Here is a 20,189-nt window from a genome sequence, read left to right on the forward strand (position 1 = left end):
GGATGTTGTAAATTCCCCGCCTGTGCTATTCTCTCTTTATCCTATAAATGAGGGTGAAACGGATGACGGTGCCTGATCAAGCACAGGCGATCTTGGATCAATATTTTGCCAGGTTGAACAAGGATCTGCCGGGCCTATTGGAAGCCTTCTACCTGTTCGGATCTATCTCGCTAGCCTCTTTTCAGGAAGGGGTTAGCGATTTGGATTTTGCAGCGGTTACTCATCGGCCCCTTACGGAGCAGGATGCGAAAGCCTTGGAACAGATCCATTTCGATCTGGAGAAAAGCCTTCCGAAGATCAGCTTGGACGGCAGGTACATATGGAAGGCAGATCTGGAGAGTCTCGAAGACCAGGATTGCCCTTACTATTATTTTAATAACGGCAGACTTGTAGGATTAGAGCGGCTGCACAAAAATTCGGTTGATGCGTTCCAGCTTAAGCATTACGGGATTGCGATAATTGGACCGGATCCCCGCACTTACGGCTATACGATTGATTGGGATGTTTTAACCCGTAACATGAAGCTGAATCTAGAGCATTATTGGCTGAACTGGAAACGAAAGGTGGAGAGATTTCCTTCCTTGCCTTACTTCGGCATGTTTTTTAAAGGCGGGATGATTGAGTGGGGAGTGCTTGGCGTTTCCCGCATTTATTACTCGATTAAGGAAAGGGATCTGATCTCAAAATCCGGGGCAGGTCAATATGCCATGCGGCATGTACCGGCAAGATGGCACCCTATTTTACGGGAATCCATTCGTTTACGGGAGGGCAACTCCAAATCCTTGTACCGTTCCGTCTTCAAACGCAGACAAGATGCCTTAGCCTATATGGACTATATGATTAAGGAGTGCTTGAATGAATAATATCGCCGCCGTTATTTTCGATCTCGATCAAACCTTGCTGGATAAACATCAATCCTTGATCGGATTCGCTAATCATCAATATGTTGCATATGCTTTGGAAGCCTATCGCATAGACAAAGGGGAGTATGTTCGGAAGTTTACGGAGATGAACTATGTCGTTCGTCCGAAAGGTGAGGTCTATAGGGATATAATCGATTTTTTTGCCATTGACAGCTCCTTGCTTCCCGTAATGCTGGAGGATCTGAACCAGAATTTTTCGAAGTATGCTATAGGTTATCCTGGGTTAATCGAAATGCTTATCGGTCTGAAGAAGGCCGCATTCAAATTAGGCATGATTACGAACGGAAGAGCGTTTTATCAGAGGGACAAAATACGGGCATTAGGCATCGAGGGTTATTTTGACGACATTGTTATCTCGGAAGCGGTTGGATTGCGAAAGCCGGATCCTGCTATTTTTCAATTATCCCTATCCAACCTGAACGTCTCTGCAGCGGAGGCCGTCTTTGTCGGCGATAACATAAAGAAAGATATGATACCGGCGAAGGAGCTGGGGATGAGGACCATATGGAAGCAAAGGGCCGATCCTAACGAGTATACAGACTTCGCTTGCGATGATTTATCGGAGATACCGAATCTTGTCTATAGCTTCGTTCAAACAAAAACCGGGTAACACCTTCGTGTTCCCGGTTTTTCCATTATTTTTTATTAGCGGCCAAAAACTTTTCCATCTCGTCCCGGTTCGCATTGTCGCCGGAGGGAGCGGTGTTCGTCACTCCCCAGTAATCGCGCTGGACGGTATCTTTATTAGGGAACGCGTATAAGTCCAAATCATGCAAAACACGGTGCATGAAACGCAAAGCATCCGGATCATGCTTCTTGCGGGCAATATCGGCAAGCTCGATCAGGTTGTTCATATCAATCTGCAGACCTTCGACGCTAGACAAATTTTTGCCAATGTCTTCGTAATTTTTCGCGTTGAAGACTTCCGACGCGAGAAACTCTTCCCAGGCGGTATCGTTGTCAGGCTTGAAATTATCCAGCCCGCCGCCTGTTACCTTGAGATCAAAGGTCGAATGATACTCCTTAATCTTCGCGATCGCTTTTCCTTCCGTCGAATTCGCCGCAAAGTTAACTTGCGGAACATGCAGCGGTTGTACTGTATCCGTTGTTTCCGTTTTATCGGTTGTTTCAGTCTTATCCCCATTATCCATGGCTTTAAGAACGTAATTCGCGCCGATGGCTCCCGCACCGCAGATGAGTACAAAAGCGATTGCAGCGCCAATCAGATTCTCTTTTACTCGCAATGTATAAATCCTCCCTTAGCTGACTGTGACAATCGTAACGTTTAGTGTACCAAAATATGAACCCGTATGGAAATGTTCGAAAGTACCAAAGTGCTCGCTTCAATCCTTCTAAAGTCTTTATTTCAAATATACATTTTCGTAAAGGAGGATCAGGATAAGACGGCAGCCCTTATGGTATTAATATTGCCATCTTCCTGAATTATACAATTGTACGTCATTATGGTTGGTAAGTTGCGGTGTGAAGGGGAAAAAGAGAACCTCAGCTGTCCGCTGAGGTCCCTATGCCTGTTGATTAATTACTCCGGGAGAAACTGAAACGATTTAAAGTTGAATTGGCTGCCCGGCAGGAAAATGAAGGTGACCGTCTGAAGGCCGGTTATCCGCTCGAGAGCGTATTCTTTCTCGCAATAATCTTCCGTATAGGCAAACTCCACCAGCTGCTTGGTTTCGCCTTCGGCACCGCTGAAAAGGATATGGATCGTATTATTGTCGATAGGCGATTGACCGCAGATGGCAAGCTTCCTTGTGCCTGTATCCCCAAAATCCATGTCCCGGAACACAAGCGAGACGTTGTTGCCGATGTTCTCGATTGCCTGATTCGTCAGCGTATACGTATCTCCGTAAATCTGGTTATTCTCCAGCGCTTCCAGTCGTTCAAATGCTTTAATTGCCTTCTTGAAGCGGAAGCCCTTCAGATGAATCTTGCGCTGCAGAACAAAGCTGAGGGATATAATGCCTGTAAGCCGGCGAGGCAGACGATACGTCTCTTCCTGGTACACATTCCATTTGGTCGGCTTCTGGTACGTCAGTTGGGCTAGCAGGGAAGCCGAGGGATCGCCAGGGATGCCTTCCCATAGATCAATCGTGAACCGTTCGCTATCCAGCGAAAAGATTGGCAGCGTAATCTCGTCCGCGCCATAGCTTCCGAAGTCAATGTTGTCAAAGCAGATCAAGCTTTCGCCGTCCCGGCTTGTCGCTACGCCGCGTTCATTCCCGTTTGTCAGATTGCGGCTCGATTCGCTATGGTAGCCTGCGGATACGAATTCATACGGATTAATAAAAGCTTGTCCGACACCCTCAGTCCGGAACTCCATTAAAGAATAAAGACGGATATTGTCTGCTCCGTTTTTTGTTGCGCAGCGGATGTAAAACTCGCCGTCGCTAATAGCGTGAACGGCTGCATGATGCTCGTCTGCCTCCAGGGTCGCAATATTGGCATCAACGCCGGCTGCGTTCGTAACCCGCCATTCCACGTCCCGATACGTTGCTTGGCTTGGATGGATAACGACTTGTACCGGCAGAGCCCGGTTCTTCGCCGTGAGCGCATTGCCTTCAGGACAAATAATTTCCAGCTTGCGTACGGGAATCTCATCGTCGGAAGCGGCTGATTCGCTTGATGTCCCAACAGCCTGTTCAGGTGCATAGGCATACAGACTATATTCATTACCCGGTGTTGCTGGCTTGGGAGCAGCAACGGCCAACTTCACTTCACCGGCAGTTAAACCTTTGGATTCTGCACGAACCGTAATCGTTCCACTTTCCAACGTAGGAGCAATGACAGCCAGAAGCTTGCCGCTGAACATGCGACGGCTTGCTCCTTTGTACGAATCGTAATCGGTGCTGTCCCCGTTATCGAGCCCAACGAGCCGGCCGGGACCTTCAACGCTTACATGAATGCGGTTATTGGCATTGGCTACCGGCAAGCCATCCCGGTCAAGAGTTGAGATCTCGATAAAGACCAGATCCGCGCCGTTTGCGGCTAACATTGTTTTGTCCGGTGTCAGAAGGACGGTCTCCGCATCCCCGAAGGAGGACTGAATGTCGGTTGCAATCACATTGCCCGCCTCGTCATAAGCAACAGCCCGAAGGATGCCTTTCGTATAGGGAATCTGCCATTCTCCCAGCAGCTGCTTACCATGGACATGATCGATGTCGTACGTTCCTAGCGAGTTATCGTTGAAGAAGAGTTCGATCTTTGGCGCATTCGAAGAGACGCGTACATCGATAAGCTGTCCTTCCGAGAAATCCCAGTAGGGGAAAATATGAACCATTGGCTTCACGCGATAATCGGTCCATTCCGCCTGATAAATATAGAAGGCATCCTTCTTGAAGCCAGCTGTATCAATCTGGCCGAAGTAAGAGTTCTTCGTATGGTAAGGGGTTGGCTCTCCGATGTAATCAAAGCCGGTCCACAGAAACTGCCCGAGTGAGAAGGCGGCATCACGGTCAGCGATAATACAGGCTTCCGTACTTTTTGCCCCCCAGCTGGTCGAGCTGTTGCCGAGCGAGGAGCATTGCTCGTCGTCGTCCGCCAGAACGGATTGGGCGAGCGGGAAATGATAGATGCCCCGGCTTTGCACCGTCGAGCAGGTCTCGCTGCCGTAAATGTACCAGTCCGGATGCTCCTCATGATGCTGCTTATAATATTTGTCGCCGTAATTATAGCCGGCGAATTGAACCAGATCGGCGCATTTCTGGGCATTCTCCCAAGGCATATAGTTCGAACCGATTGTGACCACCGCATTACCCTTCGGATCATGGAAATGCACTTTATCCCGCAGTTCTATCGTAAGCGTCTGCCCGCGTTCATCGGCATGGGTATCGTAGATTTCATTGCCGATACTCCACATCAGCATGCTTGGATGGTTCCGGTCTCTGCGGACCCAGCTCGCGATATCTTTTTCCCACCAGTCCTTGTAAAACCTCGCAAAGTCATACGTCGTCTTCGCCCGTTCCCACATGTCGTACGCTTCGGAGACGATAAGCACACCCATCTCATCGGCCAATTCCATCAGCTCAACCGCCGGCATATTGTGGGCTGTCCGGATCGCGTTAACGCCCATTTCCTGGAGGAGTGCGATTTGTCTTCTCAGAGCCGTCTTGTTGACGGCAGCACCAAGAGAACCGAGGTCATGATGCTGACAAACTCCTTGGAGCTTGACATGACGGCCATTGAGGAAAAAGCCTTTCTCGGTATCGAAATCGAACATGCGGAATCCGAAGGTCTGCTCTTCCGAATCCAACACGTTATTTTCAACGATTAATTCCGTTTGGAGCTTATAGAGGTTCGGCTCTTCTAAGTCCCAAAGCATCGGTTGATGAACCGCAAGTACCCGGTTGAAGGTTACGGTCGAGCCAGCCTCCGGTTGAATAAGGGTTTCGGAATGACTGATTACTGCCCCTGCGGCACTCAGAATCGTATGTCGAAGCTTAAATTCGGAAGAAGCGGTGAGATTCGCAAAAACAACCTCGGTATCGATATCAACAGACCAGGCGTCGCTAGTACTCTTTTTAGCGGAAATATAAATGCCGTCGGAGGCAATATGTGTATCCGGTGAGGTAATGAGCCAGACCGGCCTGTAAATTCCTGCCCCGGAATACCAGCGGGAGTTCGGGGATTCATGAATAACCTGGACGAGAATTTCATTATCGCCTGTTGTAAGCATGGAGGTGATATCGAACTCAAAGGTCGAGTAGCCATTCTTCCATGTACCGGCAATACGACCGTTTACATACACCGTCGAATTCATGTAAACGCCTTCAAATCGAAGCGCAAGCCTCTTATTTGCGGGGAGGTCTGAGAAGTTGAACATTTTGCGGTACCAGCCCACGCTATTCTCATACAGGTTGTGAGAGTCATAGATTAACCAGTCATGAGGGAGGGTAATGGGGGACCAGTCGATACCGCCTTGCAGGATGATATCTAGCTCTGTACCAAGCGGGTGCTTGGAGAAAAACCAGTCATTATTCAGCTTTTGTTTCTGGCTCATGGGAGAACTCCTTTCGTTCTGACGATTCTAATTCGATAGTGGCATCAGGTGTGCGGGAGTGCAATGAAATTAGAGAAGAAGTAATATTATTCGAGTATATTATTTAATTTTCTAAGTGAGCAATTAGACAATTGTGCAAATACGTCCAATCCTTTAATATTAAGAAATAAGTCCCAGTTATGTAAGGATCGGAGGACCTCCGGTAACAGAAGGGGAGTTGATAACAATCTCAACTATTCGATTGCACTTATTGCATGCGCAGATCGCACAGCAGTCTGTGGCCGTAAGAACCAGCAAGGGAAAAGTATGGTGCGGGAAAATAGAAAAGGTAGAGGAGCAGTTCGTGCAGCTGCGTTACCAGTCCAACGTGCTTGTGCATGTTCCTATTTCTGTTATCGAGGAAGTAAGTCAATCTTAGGCAAGGAAGAGGCGAGCCTGCATAGGTTTGCCTTTTTTTAATTCTAAGAGCTCATAAGCTGCCTGCCGTTAATCTTGTGCAAGAAAAGTCGGATAGGAAGAATTCCCTTTTGTTAATCTATTGGTGAGGAAAGGAGGGGAAACAGATGAATACGCTGGAACAAATGAATCAGGCTGTGAAATATATCGAGGATCATTTGGCCGAGCAGATTGATCTCAAGGAAGCGGCCAGAAGGGCACACTGCTCGGAATACCATTTTTCGCGCATGTTCTCGTTTCTTGCCGGGGTTTCCTTGTCTGAATATATCCGAAGGAGAAGACTGACGTTGGCGGCTTTTGATCTGATGAACTCTTCATCCAGAGTGATCGACGTGGCGGTCACATACGGTTATACCTCCGCGGATTCGTTCAGCAAGGCATTCCAGGCCATTCACGGGCTTACACCGTCCGAGGCAAGGCAACTTGGGCAACCTTTGAAAGCTTTTCCCCGCATGTCCTTTCAATTAACCATAACAGGGGGAGACGAAATGAATTACCGGATTGAAGACAAGGAAGCGTTCCGCATTGTCGGGCTGATGAAGCGGGTACCGATTGTATTTGAAGGCGTGAACCCGGAAATTGCCGCGATGTGGCAGAGCTTGACCGAGGAGCGGATCCGCGAGCTTAAAGCATTGTCCAACGTGACGCCAACAGGCTTAATTAGCGCCTCCGTTAATTTCTCCGAGGGCCGCATGGAGGAAAAAGGAGGGCTGGACCATTATATCGGTGCAGCAACGACTTCCGCATGTCCGGAGCATTACAGCGAGCTGATGGTTGAAGCCGGAACATGGGCCGTATTCGAAGCGGTAGGGCCATTCCCGGCAACGCTGCAGAATGTATGGGGACGAATCTATTCGGAATGGTTCCCGTCCTCCAATTATGAAGCGGCGCATGGTCCTGAGATTTTGTGGAATGAGCATAAGGATACCAGCTCGCCGACGTTCCGGAGCGAGGTCTGGATACCGGTCATTCAGAGAGAATAGATCAAGCGAGAAGAAGAGGGAGACCCTCTTCTTTTTTTGCTTTACATAGGAACATATGTTTGGTAATATTTTGTTTGTGAGTATAATTTCCAGTAACTGGGGAGTTGAATAGTGATGAAGAAGGCGAAAGTCGAGAATTCTCTTACGGTCTTAGTGGTATCCAATCTGTCTGATTCACAGAAATATTATGCGGAAGCTTTAGGGTGCGAAGTGAATGAATATTGGGTTATTCGGGATAACTTTGGCCTAGCCTTCAAGCTTATCCAAGCGGAGGACAGCAAGGATGTGCGTCCAAACAAAGGGATATGGAATACGTATGCTTACGTACAGACCCATCAAGAGCTGGATCTTCTCTATGCGGAATTGAAAGTAAATGGGGCAATCATTGAAACTGAGCCTGTCCTATCCGAGCATGATTGGGGAGTGTGGAAGGAATTCTCGGTAAAGGATCCGGACGGTTATGTCATCGGATTTGGTTCAGGGAATAAGAATGAGGAATCTTAATATGGCGTTAGCTGTTAAGTAAAGCTGAATATAGGTGTCAAAAGCTGTACAGGAACTATTCCTGTACAGCTTTTTTGTTAGAAGCGAGTTGAAATTGCAGCTTGATCCGAACTTCGTTGCATTTTCTATCTAAGATCAGTCATAACTCCTACGTGGCTTCTTTAAGCTTTCATATAACATAAGTTACAGGAGTGCGTACCACGCTGGTTTGGATATGATTTAAACCGAAAAATTAACCATTCTTTATAGGCGTCTTGGTGTCAATGCGACCGTGAATCCTGGTTTCCGTTCTACAAAGAATTGATTTATTTAAACGAAATTTGGAATAAGACTAATTTAGTTAGGAGTGGAACCTACGGGATGAACATCTCATTTGAACCGGCATTATCATACACGGTTGCTGCTTATGACCGCTATGAAATCGTTATTCATGTCGATCAACCGGAATTTCGCAATCCATTTACGGAAGTCCAGGTAATGGGGCAATTTGGACGCGATGAGGACTTATTTACCTTTAAACACGGCCTGCCTGACGCCCAGCATGGAACGGCGGAAAATCGCGACAGCTTAATTCCGGTAGACGGATTTTGCGATGCGGAAGACGGAAGCTTGTTTCGGATTCGTTTCATGCCGCGTTCGGCGGGCCGATACGTGTATACGGTTTCTTTGCAATATCAAGGAAAGGTATGGTCCCACGAAGGGCAATTCGATGCCATAGCGAGCGATCACCGCGGACTGATCCGGGTAGACAAGGAACATCCTTTTCATTTTGTATGGGAGGGAACGGGCGAGCATTTCTTCTATAACGGGATGACGGCTTACCATTTGCCCGGCATCCGCAAGGAAGAAGAGATTAAGCGTACGCTGGACCGCTTCCATCACCATAAAGTCAACCGGGTACGGTTCGGGCTAAGCTCCAGCCGGGTGCGAAATGCGCTGGCCTGGTTCGAACCGGTATACGAGTCGGAGGATTTCACATTCTGCTATGGCCCTTGGAAGGCTGAACGTCCGGACGATGCGGAGAATCCAGGATGGGACTTAACCCGATTCGACCTAGCTTATTGGCATAAGCTGGAGCGAATATTGGAATACGCCAGCCAGAAAGATATCGTAATATCTCTCATCATGTATGTAGATGCATACCGCCAAGGAGCGGATCCCTACGGCAAGCTTCTGATGGGCGGGCAAGACGAGCAGAGGTATTTTCGATATGCGGCGTCCCGGCTTGCAGCATACCCGAATATAACCTGGGATTTAACGAATGAATACCGGTTGATTCGTCCTCATGCGTGGGTGGAACGGATGGGACATTATCTCAAAGCCTGCGATCCGTATCATCATCTAATGACCTGCCATGGGCACGGAACCTTTGAATTCCGGACTTCGGGCTGGGCGGATTTTGCCGTTTACCAAAGCTGGGATGAGGGTGGCGGCTATTCGTATATGCGGCAGAATAGGGACGTTCAGCTTGGCACGGGCAGAATTATGCCTCAGGTAAATGAAGAGTTCGGCTATGAGGATCATTACCCAACGGCGTGGGGCGAAGGCAAAGTATATCCGATGAGAAGCCGCGATACGCTGAGGCGCAGAGCGTGGGAAATCTATATGGCGGGATGTTATCAGACAAGCGGGGAATACGCGGGACATGGCCTCGGCGGATGGGTTAACGGGCGCGGTGATGATTCGATGAGGCTGCTTGAAGGTTTTGCCCATATTGCGACGTTCTTCGAAGGTTGTAAATGGTGGACGGCAAATCCGAACGATGCTCTGCTCTCGCAGAAGGATGCGCTATGTTTGGCGGATGAGGGTGAACTGTATATTGTGTATACCCCGGTTCCCCGGAATATCGAGCTTCAGCTTCAAGCCGGAAGCTACGAGATGAATTGGTACAACCCGCGGACAGGCAGATTCTTCGAGCCGCAAAGGGTACAATCTGCGGGACAAGCTGTTTTGTTCCGGTGCCCCAATGAATCCAATGCCTTAAACGATGATTATGTGCTCCGTTTAAGACGAAGCGAAGCCTAATAACGTTATACCCGGCAGGCTGTGGAGTACCTTGAAGGTGGAACTCGTCACGGCCTGCTTTTTTTGCCGGCATAATCACCCGATCTTCCTACCTGCTGCAATCTATTGTCCCACTCTACTTTAGGAAGCCGCCTCTATAATGAGGAGGATATACGAAAAATATAAACTTTATAACGTCACGTACTAGGAGAGGATCCTTTGTGAATTATAAAAATCTCTATCTGCATAATGTCGCGCAGCTCAAACCGGTGCAAGGCGGCGATGCGGTGCAGCTGTGCCGTATTCCGGATGACCTGCGGCTGCAGCTGCACGAGATTGCGCATGATTCCGCGCTCAAAACAGGCTCCGTCGAAATCCGTTTTCATATGAAATCGGATCGCGTAAAGCTAAAGTTTGCCGTGCTGAACGCGGATCAGCTGACAGGAGGACACACCGTTGCCGAAGTCTATCACGGAACCTTCCAAGAGAATGCTCCCCGGATTCTAGGTGCCCACGTGACGGAAATCGAGGTTGAACGGCCGAAGGAAATGGAGCTTATGCGGATGATCGCGGGCAAGGAACATCTCCGTTTTCCGCCGGATCTTGTACGCGTCATACTTCCCTATGAGAGCCATATCGCTTTAGTTGGCGTGGAGGGGGAGACGGAGCTGCCAAGAGAGGGAAGCATGCCGGAGAGCAAAATGCTACTGTACGGTTCGTCCATCTCCAGCGGCGCGTCTGCCGTTCGTCCAACCGGTGCTTACAGCATGCGTACGGCCGAGAAGCTTGGCGTGGATCTTTGGAGCTTGTCCATGGCCGGAGCGGCTATGGTTGACGCGGAGATGGCGGATTATATCGCACAGCTGCCCGGTTGGGAATTTGCTTTTATCGAGCTTGGCATCAACATGATCTGGGATGTGAAGAACGGGGTCCCGGGTTCGCCGGAAGAGTTCCGGAAGCGCGTCGATTATTTTATTTCAACTATCGCGGATGCTCATCCGGATAAGTGGATATTCGTAACCGATCTGTTCACCTACATGGGCGACGTCAGAAACGGTGAGCTCGGAGAGCAATTCCGCAGCATCGTGGCTGATAAAGTCAAACAAATGAACAGACCGAAGCTGATTCATATTCCCGGCAAAGAGCTGCTTACCAGGACATCTCTGTTAACTAACGATATCATTCATCCCTCCGAAGAAGGGCTCCTCGAGATTTCGAATCATTTAGCGGAGCAGATCAGCCGCTATTTGCCGGTGACGGTATGATACGGCTCTTGCTTCGGGGCGATGATTTCGGAGGCAGCCTGTCGGCGAATCAAGCGATTGCGGAAGCATGCGAGCACGGCTTGCTGAAAAACGTAAGCGTGATGGCTCCGGGGCCTTACCTGGAGCAGGGTGCCTTGCTGCTTGCCGATTGCAAAGAGATTTGCTTCGGCATGCATATTACGATGAACGCCGAATGGGACCGCGTGAAATGGAAGCCTGTGCTTCCTGCAAATCAGGTGCCGAGCCTTATAGATGAACAAGGATACTTCCTGGCTCATCCATCCCTAATGGGGAAGGTGAATTTAGAAGAAGCCATTGCGGAGACGCTTGCGCAATATAATCGGCTCCGAGAAGTCGGATTCCGAATCTCGTATGTCGACGAGCATATGTTTTTTAGTTATTCCGTAAAGGGCTATGCAGAATGGCTGGACGCCTGGTGCAGACGTGAAGGACTCATCAACTTTCACCGTTACTTTCGGCCGCTTCCAAGAGCGGCCGAAGCCGCGGCAGGAAGTCCGGCAGAAACCGTTGATCTGGCGCAGATCTACTTATCCGATCATAGGCAAGATATTCAATCAGCCCCGGAAGGACTTTATACGGTCATTTTGCATCCAGGCCTGGATAGTGAAGAGATGCGTCAATTCGGCAATGCCGAGATAAGCGGAGAGCAGATTGCCGCAGAGCGGGATGCCGAACGAAGAATGCTGCTGGTACCCGATCTTGCCACATTTTACAGCCAATATGACGTGACCTCCGTTCGTTACGACGAATTGGAAGAAAGGAATTAAGCTATGAATATTCATCATCATTACCCAAAATCTTATCCCCGCGCTCATGAGGTGACGGTTAAAGTAAACGGCCGAGAGGTGGACGTGTTTCGCACAAACGTTGCTTATTTCGCTCCGGCTTCCTATTCCGGTCCGGCCGTAGTCGAGATCGAGGCAGCTTCGCCGATCCGCTCCGTGGCGATAAGCCCTCTAAAGCTGAATATTCCGGTGGAAATCTCGGGCAATTCCGCGCGTTTTACCTTGACGGGTAACCGGTACCTTCATCTAAAGATTGAAGGTATCTCGCTGCCTTTGTTCTTCTATGGAAATGAGGAGCAGGCGTATGACGGCAAAGCGACGTTTTACTTCAAGGGCGGACAGGTTTATGAGGTTGGCGAGCTTGTCCTCCGCGACAATGAATCCATCTACATTGAAGACGGTGCCGTAGTCAAAGGCAGCGTCCGCGCAAACGGCGCGTCGAATATAAAAATCTACGGCAATGGCGTGCTTGATGGCTCGTATTTCCACGGTACAAGAGATTACAGGACGATCCTGCTGTACGACTGCTCTAATGTAGAGATCCGGGATATTATTATGGTCGAGCCGCCATGCTGGATGATCATGCTGGCGAACTGCCGTCACGTGCATATCGACCGCATCAAGCAGATCGGCGAGGTTGTCAGCTCCGACGGCATTGATATTGTGGGCTGCCAGCATGTATTAATCGAGAATTGCATTCTCCGCAACAATGATGACTGCGTGGTTATTAAAGCGTTTGACTGGTCGGAGAGTCCGGACAGCCCTATGCTGTATGCGGCTAAAGACGTGCATGGCATTGAAGTACGCTCCTGCGTCTTCGTCAACGGACCATCCGGCAACGCGATTGAAATTGGACATGAGTTAACGATTGATGAAGTAAGAGATGTCAAATTCCACAATATCGATATCGTGTCCGTTAACGGTTACGGCGCAGCGCTCAGCATTCATGTAGGCGATCGCGCAACCGTTCGGGATATCGTATTCGAGAATATCCGCATCGAGCATTATTACGATAAGCTGATCGACTTCCGGGTGATGCGCTCCATGTATAACACCGATAAAGAAAGAGGCCGCATCCAAGACATTCTGCTTAAGGATATTGAAGTGATATCGTCGCCGTACAATCCCGGCTATTCCATTTCCGTGATTGGCGGATACGACGACAAGCATCTTGTTGAGCGCGTAACCTTCGACAACTTCAAGCTTGGCGGCCGTAAAATCATGAATGGCAACGAGCTTGACCTCTTCGTAAAAGAAGCAAAAGATATCAGGTTTAAATAACAGCCGATTATCTACCTTTTTCGAACGATTTTCCTACTATCTCGCGGAACCGTCTTTTTATACTTTAAATCAGGGGAGGCATCTCGAGTATGCGGGTAGATGTATCCAAAATACCTTTTAGTTACCCCGGCTCTTATTTCGCCATTAATCGAATGGGGATCTACGAGGATGAGCCGGAAGGAATTTATATAAGATCGCTTCATAAAGACGTTTATCAGCAGCGGGTGGCAAGGCTTACGCTGCTTCATGAGGGGAAGCCCGTTCCGTTCGCAGAAGAAGCGTCCGCCGCAAGCATCACGTTGAGGTCGGAATTTGGCAGCGCGGTTATTTGCTTCGAGGATCCGACAACCTTCCAGGTTCGTGCCGAGCAGGCAGCCATCCGGATTGAATTTATGAAAGCCTCCCATGTCGTTCCTTACGGGGAAAAGCAATGCGAAGTGAATTCGGACGGCTCGCGCGAGCATATCCGTCTGACCTCCGTTTCGGGAGATATGATCGTCAATACGAGCTGGAACGGCGATAATGCGGATTACGTCTATGTTGATTTTGCACCAGCTGCAGGCTCCGCAACGGCCGAAGGCGTTCTTGAGCTATACCGGGACAGTATTACGTGGAAGGAACGAACGTATTCCTCCTTCTCGGACAGCCTGCAGGCTGCAGCAGACAAGTTTGGGGCCTATGAAAAAGCATCTCTTCAGCTCCCCGACCGTTATTCGGAAGCGAGGCAGCTGGCCGTCTATTTGAACTGGATGGTACAGGTTCGCCCTTACGAGAATATTACGCGGCCAACGATGTATGCCTCCAAAAGCGGCATGTGCGGCATCTGGAGCTGGGACCATTGCTTCCACGCAATGGCGGTTGCGGAGCAGGATCCGGAGCTGGCTTGGCATCAATGGATGCTTGTTTTTGATCACCAGGATCGGTTTGGAGCCTTGCCGGATACAATCACGGACAACTATCTCGTAAGAGGTTACGTGAAGCCGCCAATCCATGGATTGGCGCTGCGATGGATGATGGAGCAAACGGAATGGGTGACGAATGACCATCTGCTTGAGGCTTATCCTTCGCTGGCGAAATGGACGCAATGGTGGTTCAATCACAGAGATAGCGATAAGGACGGCATGCCGGAATATCATAACGGCAATGACTGCGGATGGGACAACAGCACCATCTTCGCGGATGGCATGCCGCTTGAAAGTCCTGATCTCGCAACTTATTTGATTCTTCAAATGGACACGCTTGAGATCATCGCGAGAAAGCTTGGTATGCTAGCCGAAGCAAGCAGCTGGAAAGCCAGGTCGCAGCAGCTGCTGGACAACATGCTCGAGCATTTTGTCCATGAGGGCAGGCTTAAGGCTAGACGCGCCGGCAATCATGAGTTTGTCGAGAGCAAATCGTTAATTTTGTATCTCCCTTTATTGCTCGGCGAGAAATTGCCCAAGGAGCTCAGGGACCGTATGATAGAAGAGCTAAAAGTCGAAGGAGCTTTCCTTACCGAGTATGGACTCGCAAGCGAGCATCTGGACAGCAGCTCGTTCGAAGAGGACGGATACTGGAGAGGACCGATTTGGGCACCTCCCATGTTCCTATTGTCTCATGCTTTGCGAGAACTAGGCGAAGAGGCATTTTCAAAGGATCTTGCGGAAAGGTTCTGCAATCTGGTCGCGAAGAGCGGGATGGCGGAGAACTTCCATGCCAAGACCGGACGGGCTTTGCGAGATCCGGGAATTACTTGGACGTCGAGCATTTTCTTGATGCTTGGCAGCAAATATGTATAACTTATAGAGGTAACGCGAATTTAGGATGTCTCCCGCCAGCGGGGGCGTCCTTTTCCTATACAGAGCAGCGGGGGATCAGCATGGTAAAAGGATTAGCGAGAATTGTACGGACCAATACATTGATGTTTAAATTAGGCAGCGTTATGACGCTTAATCTTCTTATCCCGATACTTCTGATAGGAAGCATTTCCTATTATTCGATTTATTCCATTCTTCAAAATAACATCGAGAAAGGCGTGCAGAGCCGAATGAAGGAGATTGAGCATTCGATGCAATCTTCCCTTGATAATCTCGGCTACGCATCCAGACAGCTAACTTTGGACGGGGATATCGGAAAGCGTCTGGAGCAATATATGAATCCGACCATCCCGAACAACCTGAAATCTGAAATCCAGAGCGATATTGAGTCGCGGCTTACGTTAATCAGCTATGCGAACCAAGGCCTTGGCCCGATGTATTATTTTATCCCAGAGCAGCAGATGAATCTGTTCCAGACGATGCTGCTGAAGAAAAACGTAGATCCCATGGAGTATCCAACCCTGTTTACGGATCCGCTAACCTTGTACCAAGGGCCTCATCCGAGTATTTATTTGTACAGCGATAACATTGTGTTCTCGATTGTTCAGGAAATGACGGGCAACAAGAACCTGCCCAAAACCTATGTCTATATCGAAACCAACTTCAAAGTTTTTCAGGATCTATTCCCGAAAGACGCCTTTGGCTTTAACGTGAATTACCTTATTCTCGATTCATCGAATAAAATTTTATACAGCGATTTGAACGATTCGTATCCGATTAACTCCGAAATGTCATTATCCGGCTCGCAAAGCCAGGTAATTAACGATAAAGGGAAAAAACTGTTTGTCGAGCGCGGCGAAGGTAACTGGTCCATCGTTGCGGTCGTGAACAAGAGAGATTTGTCTGACGAGATTATATCCTGGTCCATCCGCTATGGGGCCATTGCAATCGGATCATTAATCATTTCCCTGCTGCTTGCCTGGATGACCTGGAGGTTCATTAACCAGAAGCTGAGTCTGCTCAAGGAAGAGATTAAACAGACGACCGATCTTCAGTTCGATCGTCCTTATGTTCCGATGAATATTATCGAATTCGACGAAGTCGTGGACAGGTTCTATCTGATGAGGACGCGGATCCGGGATCTTATCGTCGAGGTTGAAGAGAAGGAGAAGAATAAACGAAAGTTGGAAGTACAGAAGCTGAAGTATCAAATCAATCCGCATTTCATTCATAACACGCTGAACACCATACAATGGATCGCAAGAATGCATAAGCAGGAGGAAATCGTCAATCTGGTCTCTATATTCTCCAGGATTTTGCACTATAACCTGGGGAAAGAAGGGGAGATCGTCCATCTGCGCGAGGAAATATCCGCTCTGAAGGATTACGTAGCGTTGCAAAAGATTCGTTACAATCACCACTTCCATGTGCTCTTCGAGATTGAACCGGATACGGAGGAGCTGCCGATTATACGGTTCCTGATTCAGCCCTTGGTTGAAAATGCGATGTATCATGCTTTTACCGATGATAACGGGCAAATAACGGTGCGCGTGTTCAGAGAAAACGAAGCGTACTTCATTATTGAAGTGGAAGATAACGGGCAGGGAATGGATGCCGAAACGATCCAAAGACTGCTCTACTCGGATAACGAGAAGCGGAAGAGCGGCATGGGAATTGGCCTGAAATTCGTCAATCATATGATTCGGGAATATTTCGGCGAGGAGCATCGGTTCGAAATATCCAGTGAGCTTGGCAAAGGGACCATGATAAAAATCCGTCTTCCCATTCTGGACAAGGAGGCTGTGCAATGAAGACATTAATCGTGGACGACGAGCATTTTGTGAGAAAAGGACTGATCCTGACGGTCCCGTGGAAGGAATACGGATTTGACATTGTCGGAGAAGCGGAGAACGGGCAAAAAGCGCTGGAACAGCTGTCCGCGCAGCCCATTGATGTACTTATTACGGATTTGACCATGCCCAAAATGTCGGGCTTTGAACTAATGAGGGAGGTCCAACAGCAGTATCCCCATATCTGGATTGTCGTGCTTACCTGCCATCAGGAATTCGGCTATGTGGTGGATGCCATGCATGCCGGAGCCATCGATTACCTAGTTAAGACGCAAATTGAAGAAGGCAAGATGGAAGAAGCGCTCGCCAGAATCGAGAAGCGGATCAGCGATGGAACGAGGCACCGGCAGCAGGCGGTTGTTCAGAAAGCTTCATGCCCCGAGCTTATTCTTGTGCCTACGAGAGCAAACGGGAGGCCGGACGCCATTCCTTGGCCGGTCTCGCCAACGATTATTCCGATTGAACAAGGCTGCTTCCGGATTGCCGACTACGGTTTTTACGACGTGAAGCCGTTTCATAAGTTTTGGGAGGAAGAACAATTGTACGAAAGCTGGATTCCGGTTGTTTGCGAATCGGCTCCGGAGAAGGATTTTATGACGACCAAGGAGTGGGTTGCGCAGGTGAAGGAAAGCGTCTTCTACCGTTTTCGTAGAGATCTTCCTTCCCCGGTGCGATTCCAATCCGCGGTTAACCGGTCTGCGAAAGGAACCGAGCAGGTTGAGAAGATTAATCGGTTATTCCAATCCCTTCATTGGATATTTGATACGGGATTATTTCAGACCTGGATTCAGCTTGTGGAAGAAGCAGAGCCCAGTTCAGTTTATATTGCTGATAAAGCAGGCAAGTTCCTGAAAGCGTTGTCGGCTATTAAAGGCGCACCAGCGGTGTTTGAGAAGATTTCATCAGTGCCCGCACAATGGAATTGGCATGAGCTGCTGCAAAGTTTAACCGATCTTAGACTTTACCTGCAGCAGCGAAATTTCCCGGAAGAGACGGCGATCGGAATCTATAAAGCGATCCTGCTCATCCATGACGAATTGTCGGAGAACCTGAATCAGGAAAATGTCGCGCAAAGGGTAGCCTTAAGCCGAAGCTATTTCGGCCAATGCTTCCGTCCGATTGCAGGCATGTCGTTCCACGAGCTGTTAACGGAAATGCGAATCCGCAAAGCCGAAGAGCTTCTTGTCGCAACCAATGATTATATTTATTCCGTCGCCGAGCAGTCCGGCTTCCAGGACGAGAAATATTTCAGCAAGGTATTCAAGCAGCATCGCCATTTGCTGCCGAAGGAATACCGGGAGAAATACCGCAAATAAACGGATAGACAAATGAGTGAACGAAGTAGGAAAAATGAACGAAGAGTTCACGGGCAAGTTTATTTTTACAACAAAACTGCAATCTGTTATCTACCGGACCCCGACCATAACTACGAGTAGAATTTCGGGCTTGCTTGTTAAAATAAGAGAGCAAGAACGAAAGGACAGCATCGAAAGGGGCAAGACGAAAGTGAAACGCAGCAAGAAAATACTCTCCGTGGTTGTTGCATGCAGCATGATGATGGCTATAGCGGCATGTTCGAGCTCAGACAAGAACAATTCGAGTGAAGACGGGAACACGAATAACCCAGTCGTTGATGAGAACGCGGATCCGATGTCTCCTTATAAGGAGACGGTTAACTACACCGTTGTCCGCAGCGTCAATCAGGACCCTAAGTTTCCGGAGGGCGAAAGCTACGAGAAAAACAGCTTCCAGGATTATGTGGAGAAGACGCTTAACGTGAAAGGGAAGCTGCTTTGGACGGCGCCTTCCGACGGTGATCAATATCCGAAGAAATTATCTCTCGATATCGCTAGCAATCGCATTCCCGACATCTTTGCCATTGAAGGCCAGAATATCGTCAGCATGTTGAACACGCTGGTAGAGGGGGATATGATCGAGGACTTAACGCCGTATTACGAGAAATATGCTTCGCAAACCGTTAAGGATCGTTACGCTCAGAATCCGTATGCTTTCAATACCGTGAATTTCGGGGGCAAAATGATGGCCATTCCTTACGGGATGGAAAAGGAACAGCCCATGCTTGTCTGGGTGAGGGAAGACTGGCGCAAAAAGCTGAATTTGCCCGAGCCAAAGACGATTGACGATATTCGGACCATTTCAAAAGCTTTCGCAACCCAAGATCCGGACGGCAACGGCAAGCAGGATACGTTAGGCCTTGTTGCGCAAAGCAACAGCATGTACAGTTCGGCATTTGATCTTCATACGCTCGACTCTATTTATTGGGCAATGAACGCTTTCCCAGCGACTTGGATTCAAGACAAAGACGGCAAGGTCAAATACGGCGGCATTCAGCCGGAAGCCAAAGCCGCGTTGTCCATCCTGCGCGATATGTACAAGGAAGGCTCGCTAGATAAAGAATACGGACTGAAGGACGGCGGAAAAACAACGGAGGATGTGAGCTCCGGCCGTGCAGGCATGGTATTCGAAGCTTGGTACGCTCCTTATTATCCGCTTGGCAATACGCTGCAAAACAATCCGAACGCAGATTGGAAAGCGTATCCTCTGTTGAGTTCCGATGGCAAACTGAATGTAGGCGCAAACCCTAGTCCGGCTGGTTATCTGGTCGTGAAGAAAGGCTTCAAGCATCCGGAATTGCTTATGAAGCTAATTAATCTCTCTACGGAATTCAAGGACAAGACGATTCCGGAGCTTCAGGATGCATACGAGAAGTATGAACAGGCGGGAACGGTATCCGTAGCCCAGCATCCGCAATACGTGGACCTGGCTGTTATTGAGCCAGCCATGATCTATAACCAGCAGAAGAAATACAATGACATTCTGGCCGGAAAAGCAGACAAATTGATCCTGCTTCCGACTGAAATTTCGAGCTTTGAGCAAATCGAAGCGGAAATGAAAAATCCGCTTGAAAATGTTCTGAAAAGCAATCCGACGAAGGAAGCTTTGAATACGGCAATCGCAAACCGGATCGGGTTCCTGGCTTATAACAATGCCATGAAAACCGTGACGGATAATGAGAGCAATATTGTGGTCACGCCAAATGCTTTTGCCGGTCAGACGGCTACCATGGTCAAATCCTGGGCAGATCTGCAATCGCTACAGAAACAGGCATACCTCAAGATTATTATCGGATCGCAGCCAATCGATTCCTTCGATTCCTTTGTGAAGCAGTGGGGCGAGCAGGGCGGCGACCAGATAACGCAAGAAGTACAAGCCGAGCTGGACAAACGCAAATAAGACGATGAAATGGGCGCTGGCGGCAGTTAGCGCCTATTTCTAAAAATAACAG

General features: G+C 48.9%; 14 protein-coding genes. 12 read left to right on the forward strand and 2 right to left on the reverse strand.

Going from position 1 to position 20,189, the window contains the following annotated elements; genetic code table 11:
• Window positions 1-62 precede the first annotated feature (62 nt).
• Both WFJ73_RS04875 and WFJ73_RS04880 read left to right on the forward strand, forming a co-directional pair.
• Window positions 63-863 (forward strand): aminoglycoside adenylyltransferase domain-containing protein, encoded by an 801-nt coding sequence (locus tag WFJ73_RS04875; protein WP_336771947.1) that lies wholly within the window; start codon window positions 63-65, stop codon window positions 861-863.
• The gene (locus WFJ73_RS04880) at window positions 856-1,533 is read left to right on the forward strand and encodes an HAD family hydrolase (RefSeq protein WP_336771948.1); all 678 of its coding nucleotides are present in this window, start codon (window positions 856-858) and stop codon (window positions 1,531-1,533) included. The genes WFJ73_RS04875 and WFJ73_RS04880 overlap by 8 nt, the downstream gene beginning before the upstream one ends.
• A 25-nt stretch (window positions 1,534-1,558) precedes the next feature.
• Here WFJ73_RS04880 and WFJ73_RS04885 read toward each other — a convergent pair whose 3' ends face one another.
• Both WFJ73_RS04885 and WFJ73_RS04890 read right to left on the reverse strand, forming a co-directional pair.
• Window positions 1,559-2,167, reverse strand: a complete 609-nt coding sequence (locus WFJ73_RS04885) for a hypothetical protein (protein WP_336771949.1) — start codon at window positions 2,165-2,167, stop codon at window positions 1,559-1,561.
• Window positions 2,168-2,463: 296 nt separating this feature from the next.
• Entirely contained in the window at window positions 2,464-5,937 is a 3,474-nt protein-coding gene (locus WFJ73_RS04890; protein WP_336771950.1) for a glycoside hydrolase family 2 TIM barrel-domain containing protein, read from the reverse strand.
• A gap of 563 nt (window positions 5,938-6,500) precedes the next feature.
• On the opposite strand from WFJ73_RS04890, the gene WFJ73_RS04895 reads away from it, so the two are divergent.
• The 10 genes from WFJ73_RS04895 (at window position 6,501) to WFJ73_RS04940 (ending at window position 20,137) form a co-directional block, all read left to right on the forward strand.
• On the forward strand, window positions 6,501-7,376 hold the full coding sequence (locus tag WFJ73_RS04895) for an AraC family transcriptional regulator (protein ID WP_336771951.1): 876 nt from the start codon (window positions 6,501-6,503) through the stop codon (window positions 7,374-7,376).
• A 114-nt stretch (window positions 7,377-7,490) separates the two neighbouring features.
• Complete coding sequence (locus WFJ73_RS04900) at window positions 7,491-7,880, forward strand: VOC family protein (protein ID WP_336771952.1); 390 nt, start codon at window positions 7,491-7,493, stop codon at window positions 7,878-7,880.
• A gap of 360 nt (window positions 7,881-8,240) precedes the next feature.
• The gene (locus WFJ73_RS04905; protein ID WP_336771953.1) at window positions 8,241-9,905 is read left to right on the forward strand and encodes an apiosidase-like domain-containing protein; all 1,665 of its coding nucleotides are present in this window, start codon (window positions 8,241-8,243) and stop codon (window positions 9,903-9,905) included.
• A gap of 200 nt (window positions 9,906-10,105) precedes the next feature.
• Complete coding sequence (locus WFJ73_RS04910) at window positions 10,106-11,149, forward strand: SGNH/GDSL hydrolase family protein (protein ID WP_336771954.1); 1,044 nt, start codon at window positions 10,106-10,108, stop codon at window positions 11,147-11,149.
• Window positions 11,146-11,937 (forward strand): polysaccharide deacetylase family protein, encoded by a 792-nt coding sequence (locus WFJ73_RS04915; protein ID WP_336771955.1) that lies wholly within the window; start codon window positions 11,146-11,148, stop codon window positions 11,935-11,937. The genes WFJ73_RS04910 and WFJ73_RS04915 overlap by 4 nt, the downstream gene beginning before the upstream one ends.
• A gap of 3 nt (window positions 11,938-11,940) precedes the next feature.
• A complete protein-coding gene (locus tag WFJ73_RS04920; protein ID WP_336771956.1) occupies window positions 11,941-13,236 on the forward strand; it encodes a glycosyl hydrolase family 28 protein in 1,296 nt (431 codons plus the stop codon).
• Between the two features lie 89 nt (window positions 13,237-13,325).
• Window positions 13,326-15,014 (forward strand): amylo-alpha-1,6-glucosidase, encoded by a 1,689-nt coding sequence (locus tag WFJ73_RS04925; protein ID WP_336771957.1) that lies wholly within the window; start codon window positions 13,326-13,328, stop codon window positions 15,012-15,014.
• Between the two features lie 80 nt (window positions 15,015-15,094).
• A complete protein-coding gene (locus WFJ73_RS04930; RefSeq protein WP_336771958.1) occupies window positions 15,095-16,843 on the forward strand; it encodes a cache domain-containing sensor histidine kinase in 1,749 nt (582 codons plus the stop codon).
• Complete coding sequence (locus tag WFJ73_RS04935; protein WP_336771959.1) at window positions 16,840-18,198, forward strand: response regulator transcription factor; 1,359 nt, start codon at window positions 16,840-16,842, stop codon at window positions 18,196-18,198. Before WFJ73_RS04930 ends, WFJ73_RS04935 begins: the two co-directional genes overlap by 4 nt.
• 16 nt (window positions 18,199-18,214) lie before the next feature.
• Window positions 18,215-20,137, forward strand: coding sequence for an ABC transporter substrate-binding protein (locus WFJ73_RS04940; RefSeq protein ID WP_336771960.1), 1,923 nt, complete (start codon window positions 18,215-18,217; stop codon window positions 20,135-20,137).
• Window positions 20,138-20,189: the final 52 nt, after the last annotated feature.

Origin of the sequence: Paenibacillus sp. MMO-58 (assembly GCF_037146255.1) — a bacterium.
Classification (GTDB): domain Bacteria; phylum Bacillota; class Bacilli; order Paenibacillales; family Paenibacillaceae; genus Pristimantibacillus.

Bases quoted from the DNA above. Each gene is read 5' to 3' on its own strand.
- WFJ73_RS04905 (WP_336771953.1), top strand. From the start codon at position 8,241: ATGAACATCTCATTTGAACCGGCATTATCATACACGGTTGCTGCTTAT.
- WFJ73_RS04900 (WP_336771952.1), top strand. From the start codon at position 7,491: ATGAAGAAGGCGAAAGTCGAGAATTCTCTTACGGTCTTAGTGGTATCC.
- WFJ73_RS04880 (WP_336771948.1), top strand. From the start codon at position 856: ATGAATAATATCGCCGCCGTTATTTTCGATCTCGATCAAACCTTGCTG.
- WFJ73_RS04930 (WP_336771958.1), top strand. From the start codon at position 15,095: ATGGTAAAAGGATTAGCGAGAATTGTACGGACCAATACATTGATGTTT.
- WFJ73_RS04920 (WP_336771956.1), top strand. From the start codon at position 11,941: ATGAATATTCATCATCATTACCCAAAATCTTATCCCCGCGCTCATGAG.
- WFJ73_RS04890 (WP_336771950.1), bottom strand. From the start codon at position 5,937: ATGAGCCAGAAACAAAAGCTGAATAATGACTGGTTTTTCTCCAAGCAC.
- WFJ73_RS04935 (WP_336771959.1), top strand. From the start codon at position 16,840: ATGAAGACATTAATCGTGGACGACGAGCATTTTGTGAGAAAAGGACTG.
- WFJ73_RS04875 (WP_336771947.1), top strand. From the start codon at position 63: ATGACGGTGCCTGATCAAGCACAGGCGATCTTGGATCAATATTTTGCC.
- WFJ73_RS04915 (WP_336771955.1), top strand. From the start codon at position 11,146: ATGATACGGCTCTTGCTTCGGGGCGATGATTTCGGAGGCAGCCTGTCG.
- WFJ73_RS04925 (WP_336771957.1), top strand. From the start codon at position 13,326: ATGCGGGTAGATGTATCCAAAATACCTTTTAGTTACCCCGGCTCTTAT.
- WFJ73_RS04895 (WP_336771951.1), top strand. From the start codon at position 6,501: ATGAATACGCTGGAACAAATGAATCAGGCTGTGAAATATATCGAGGAT.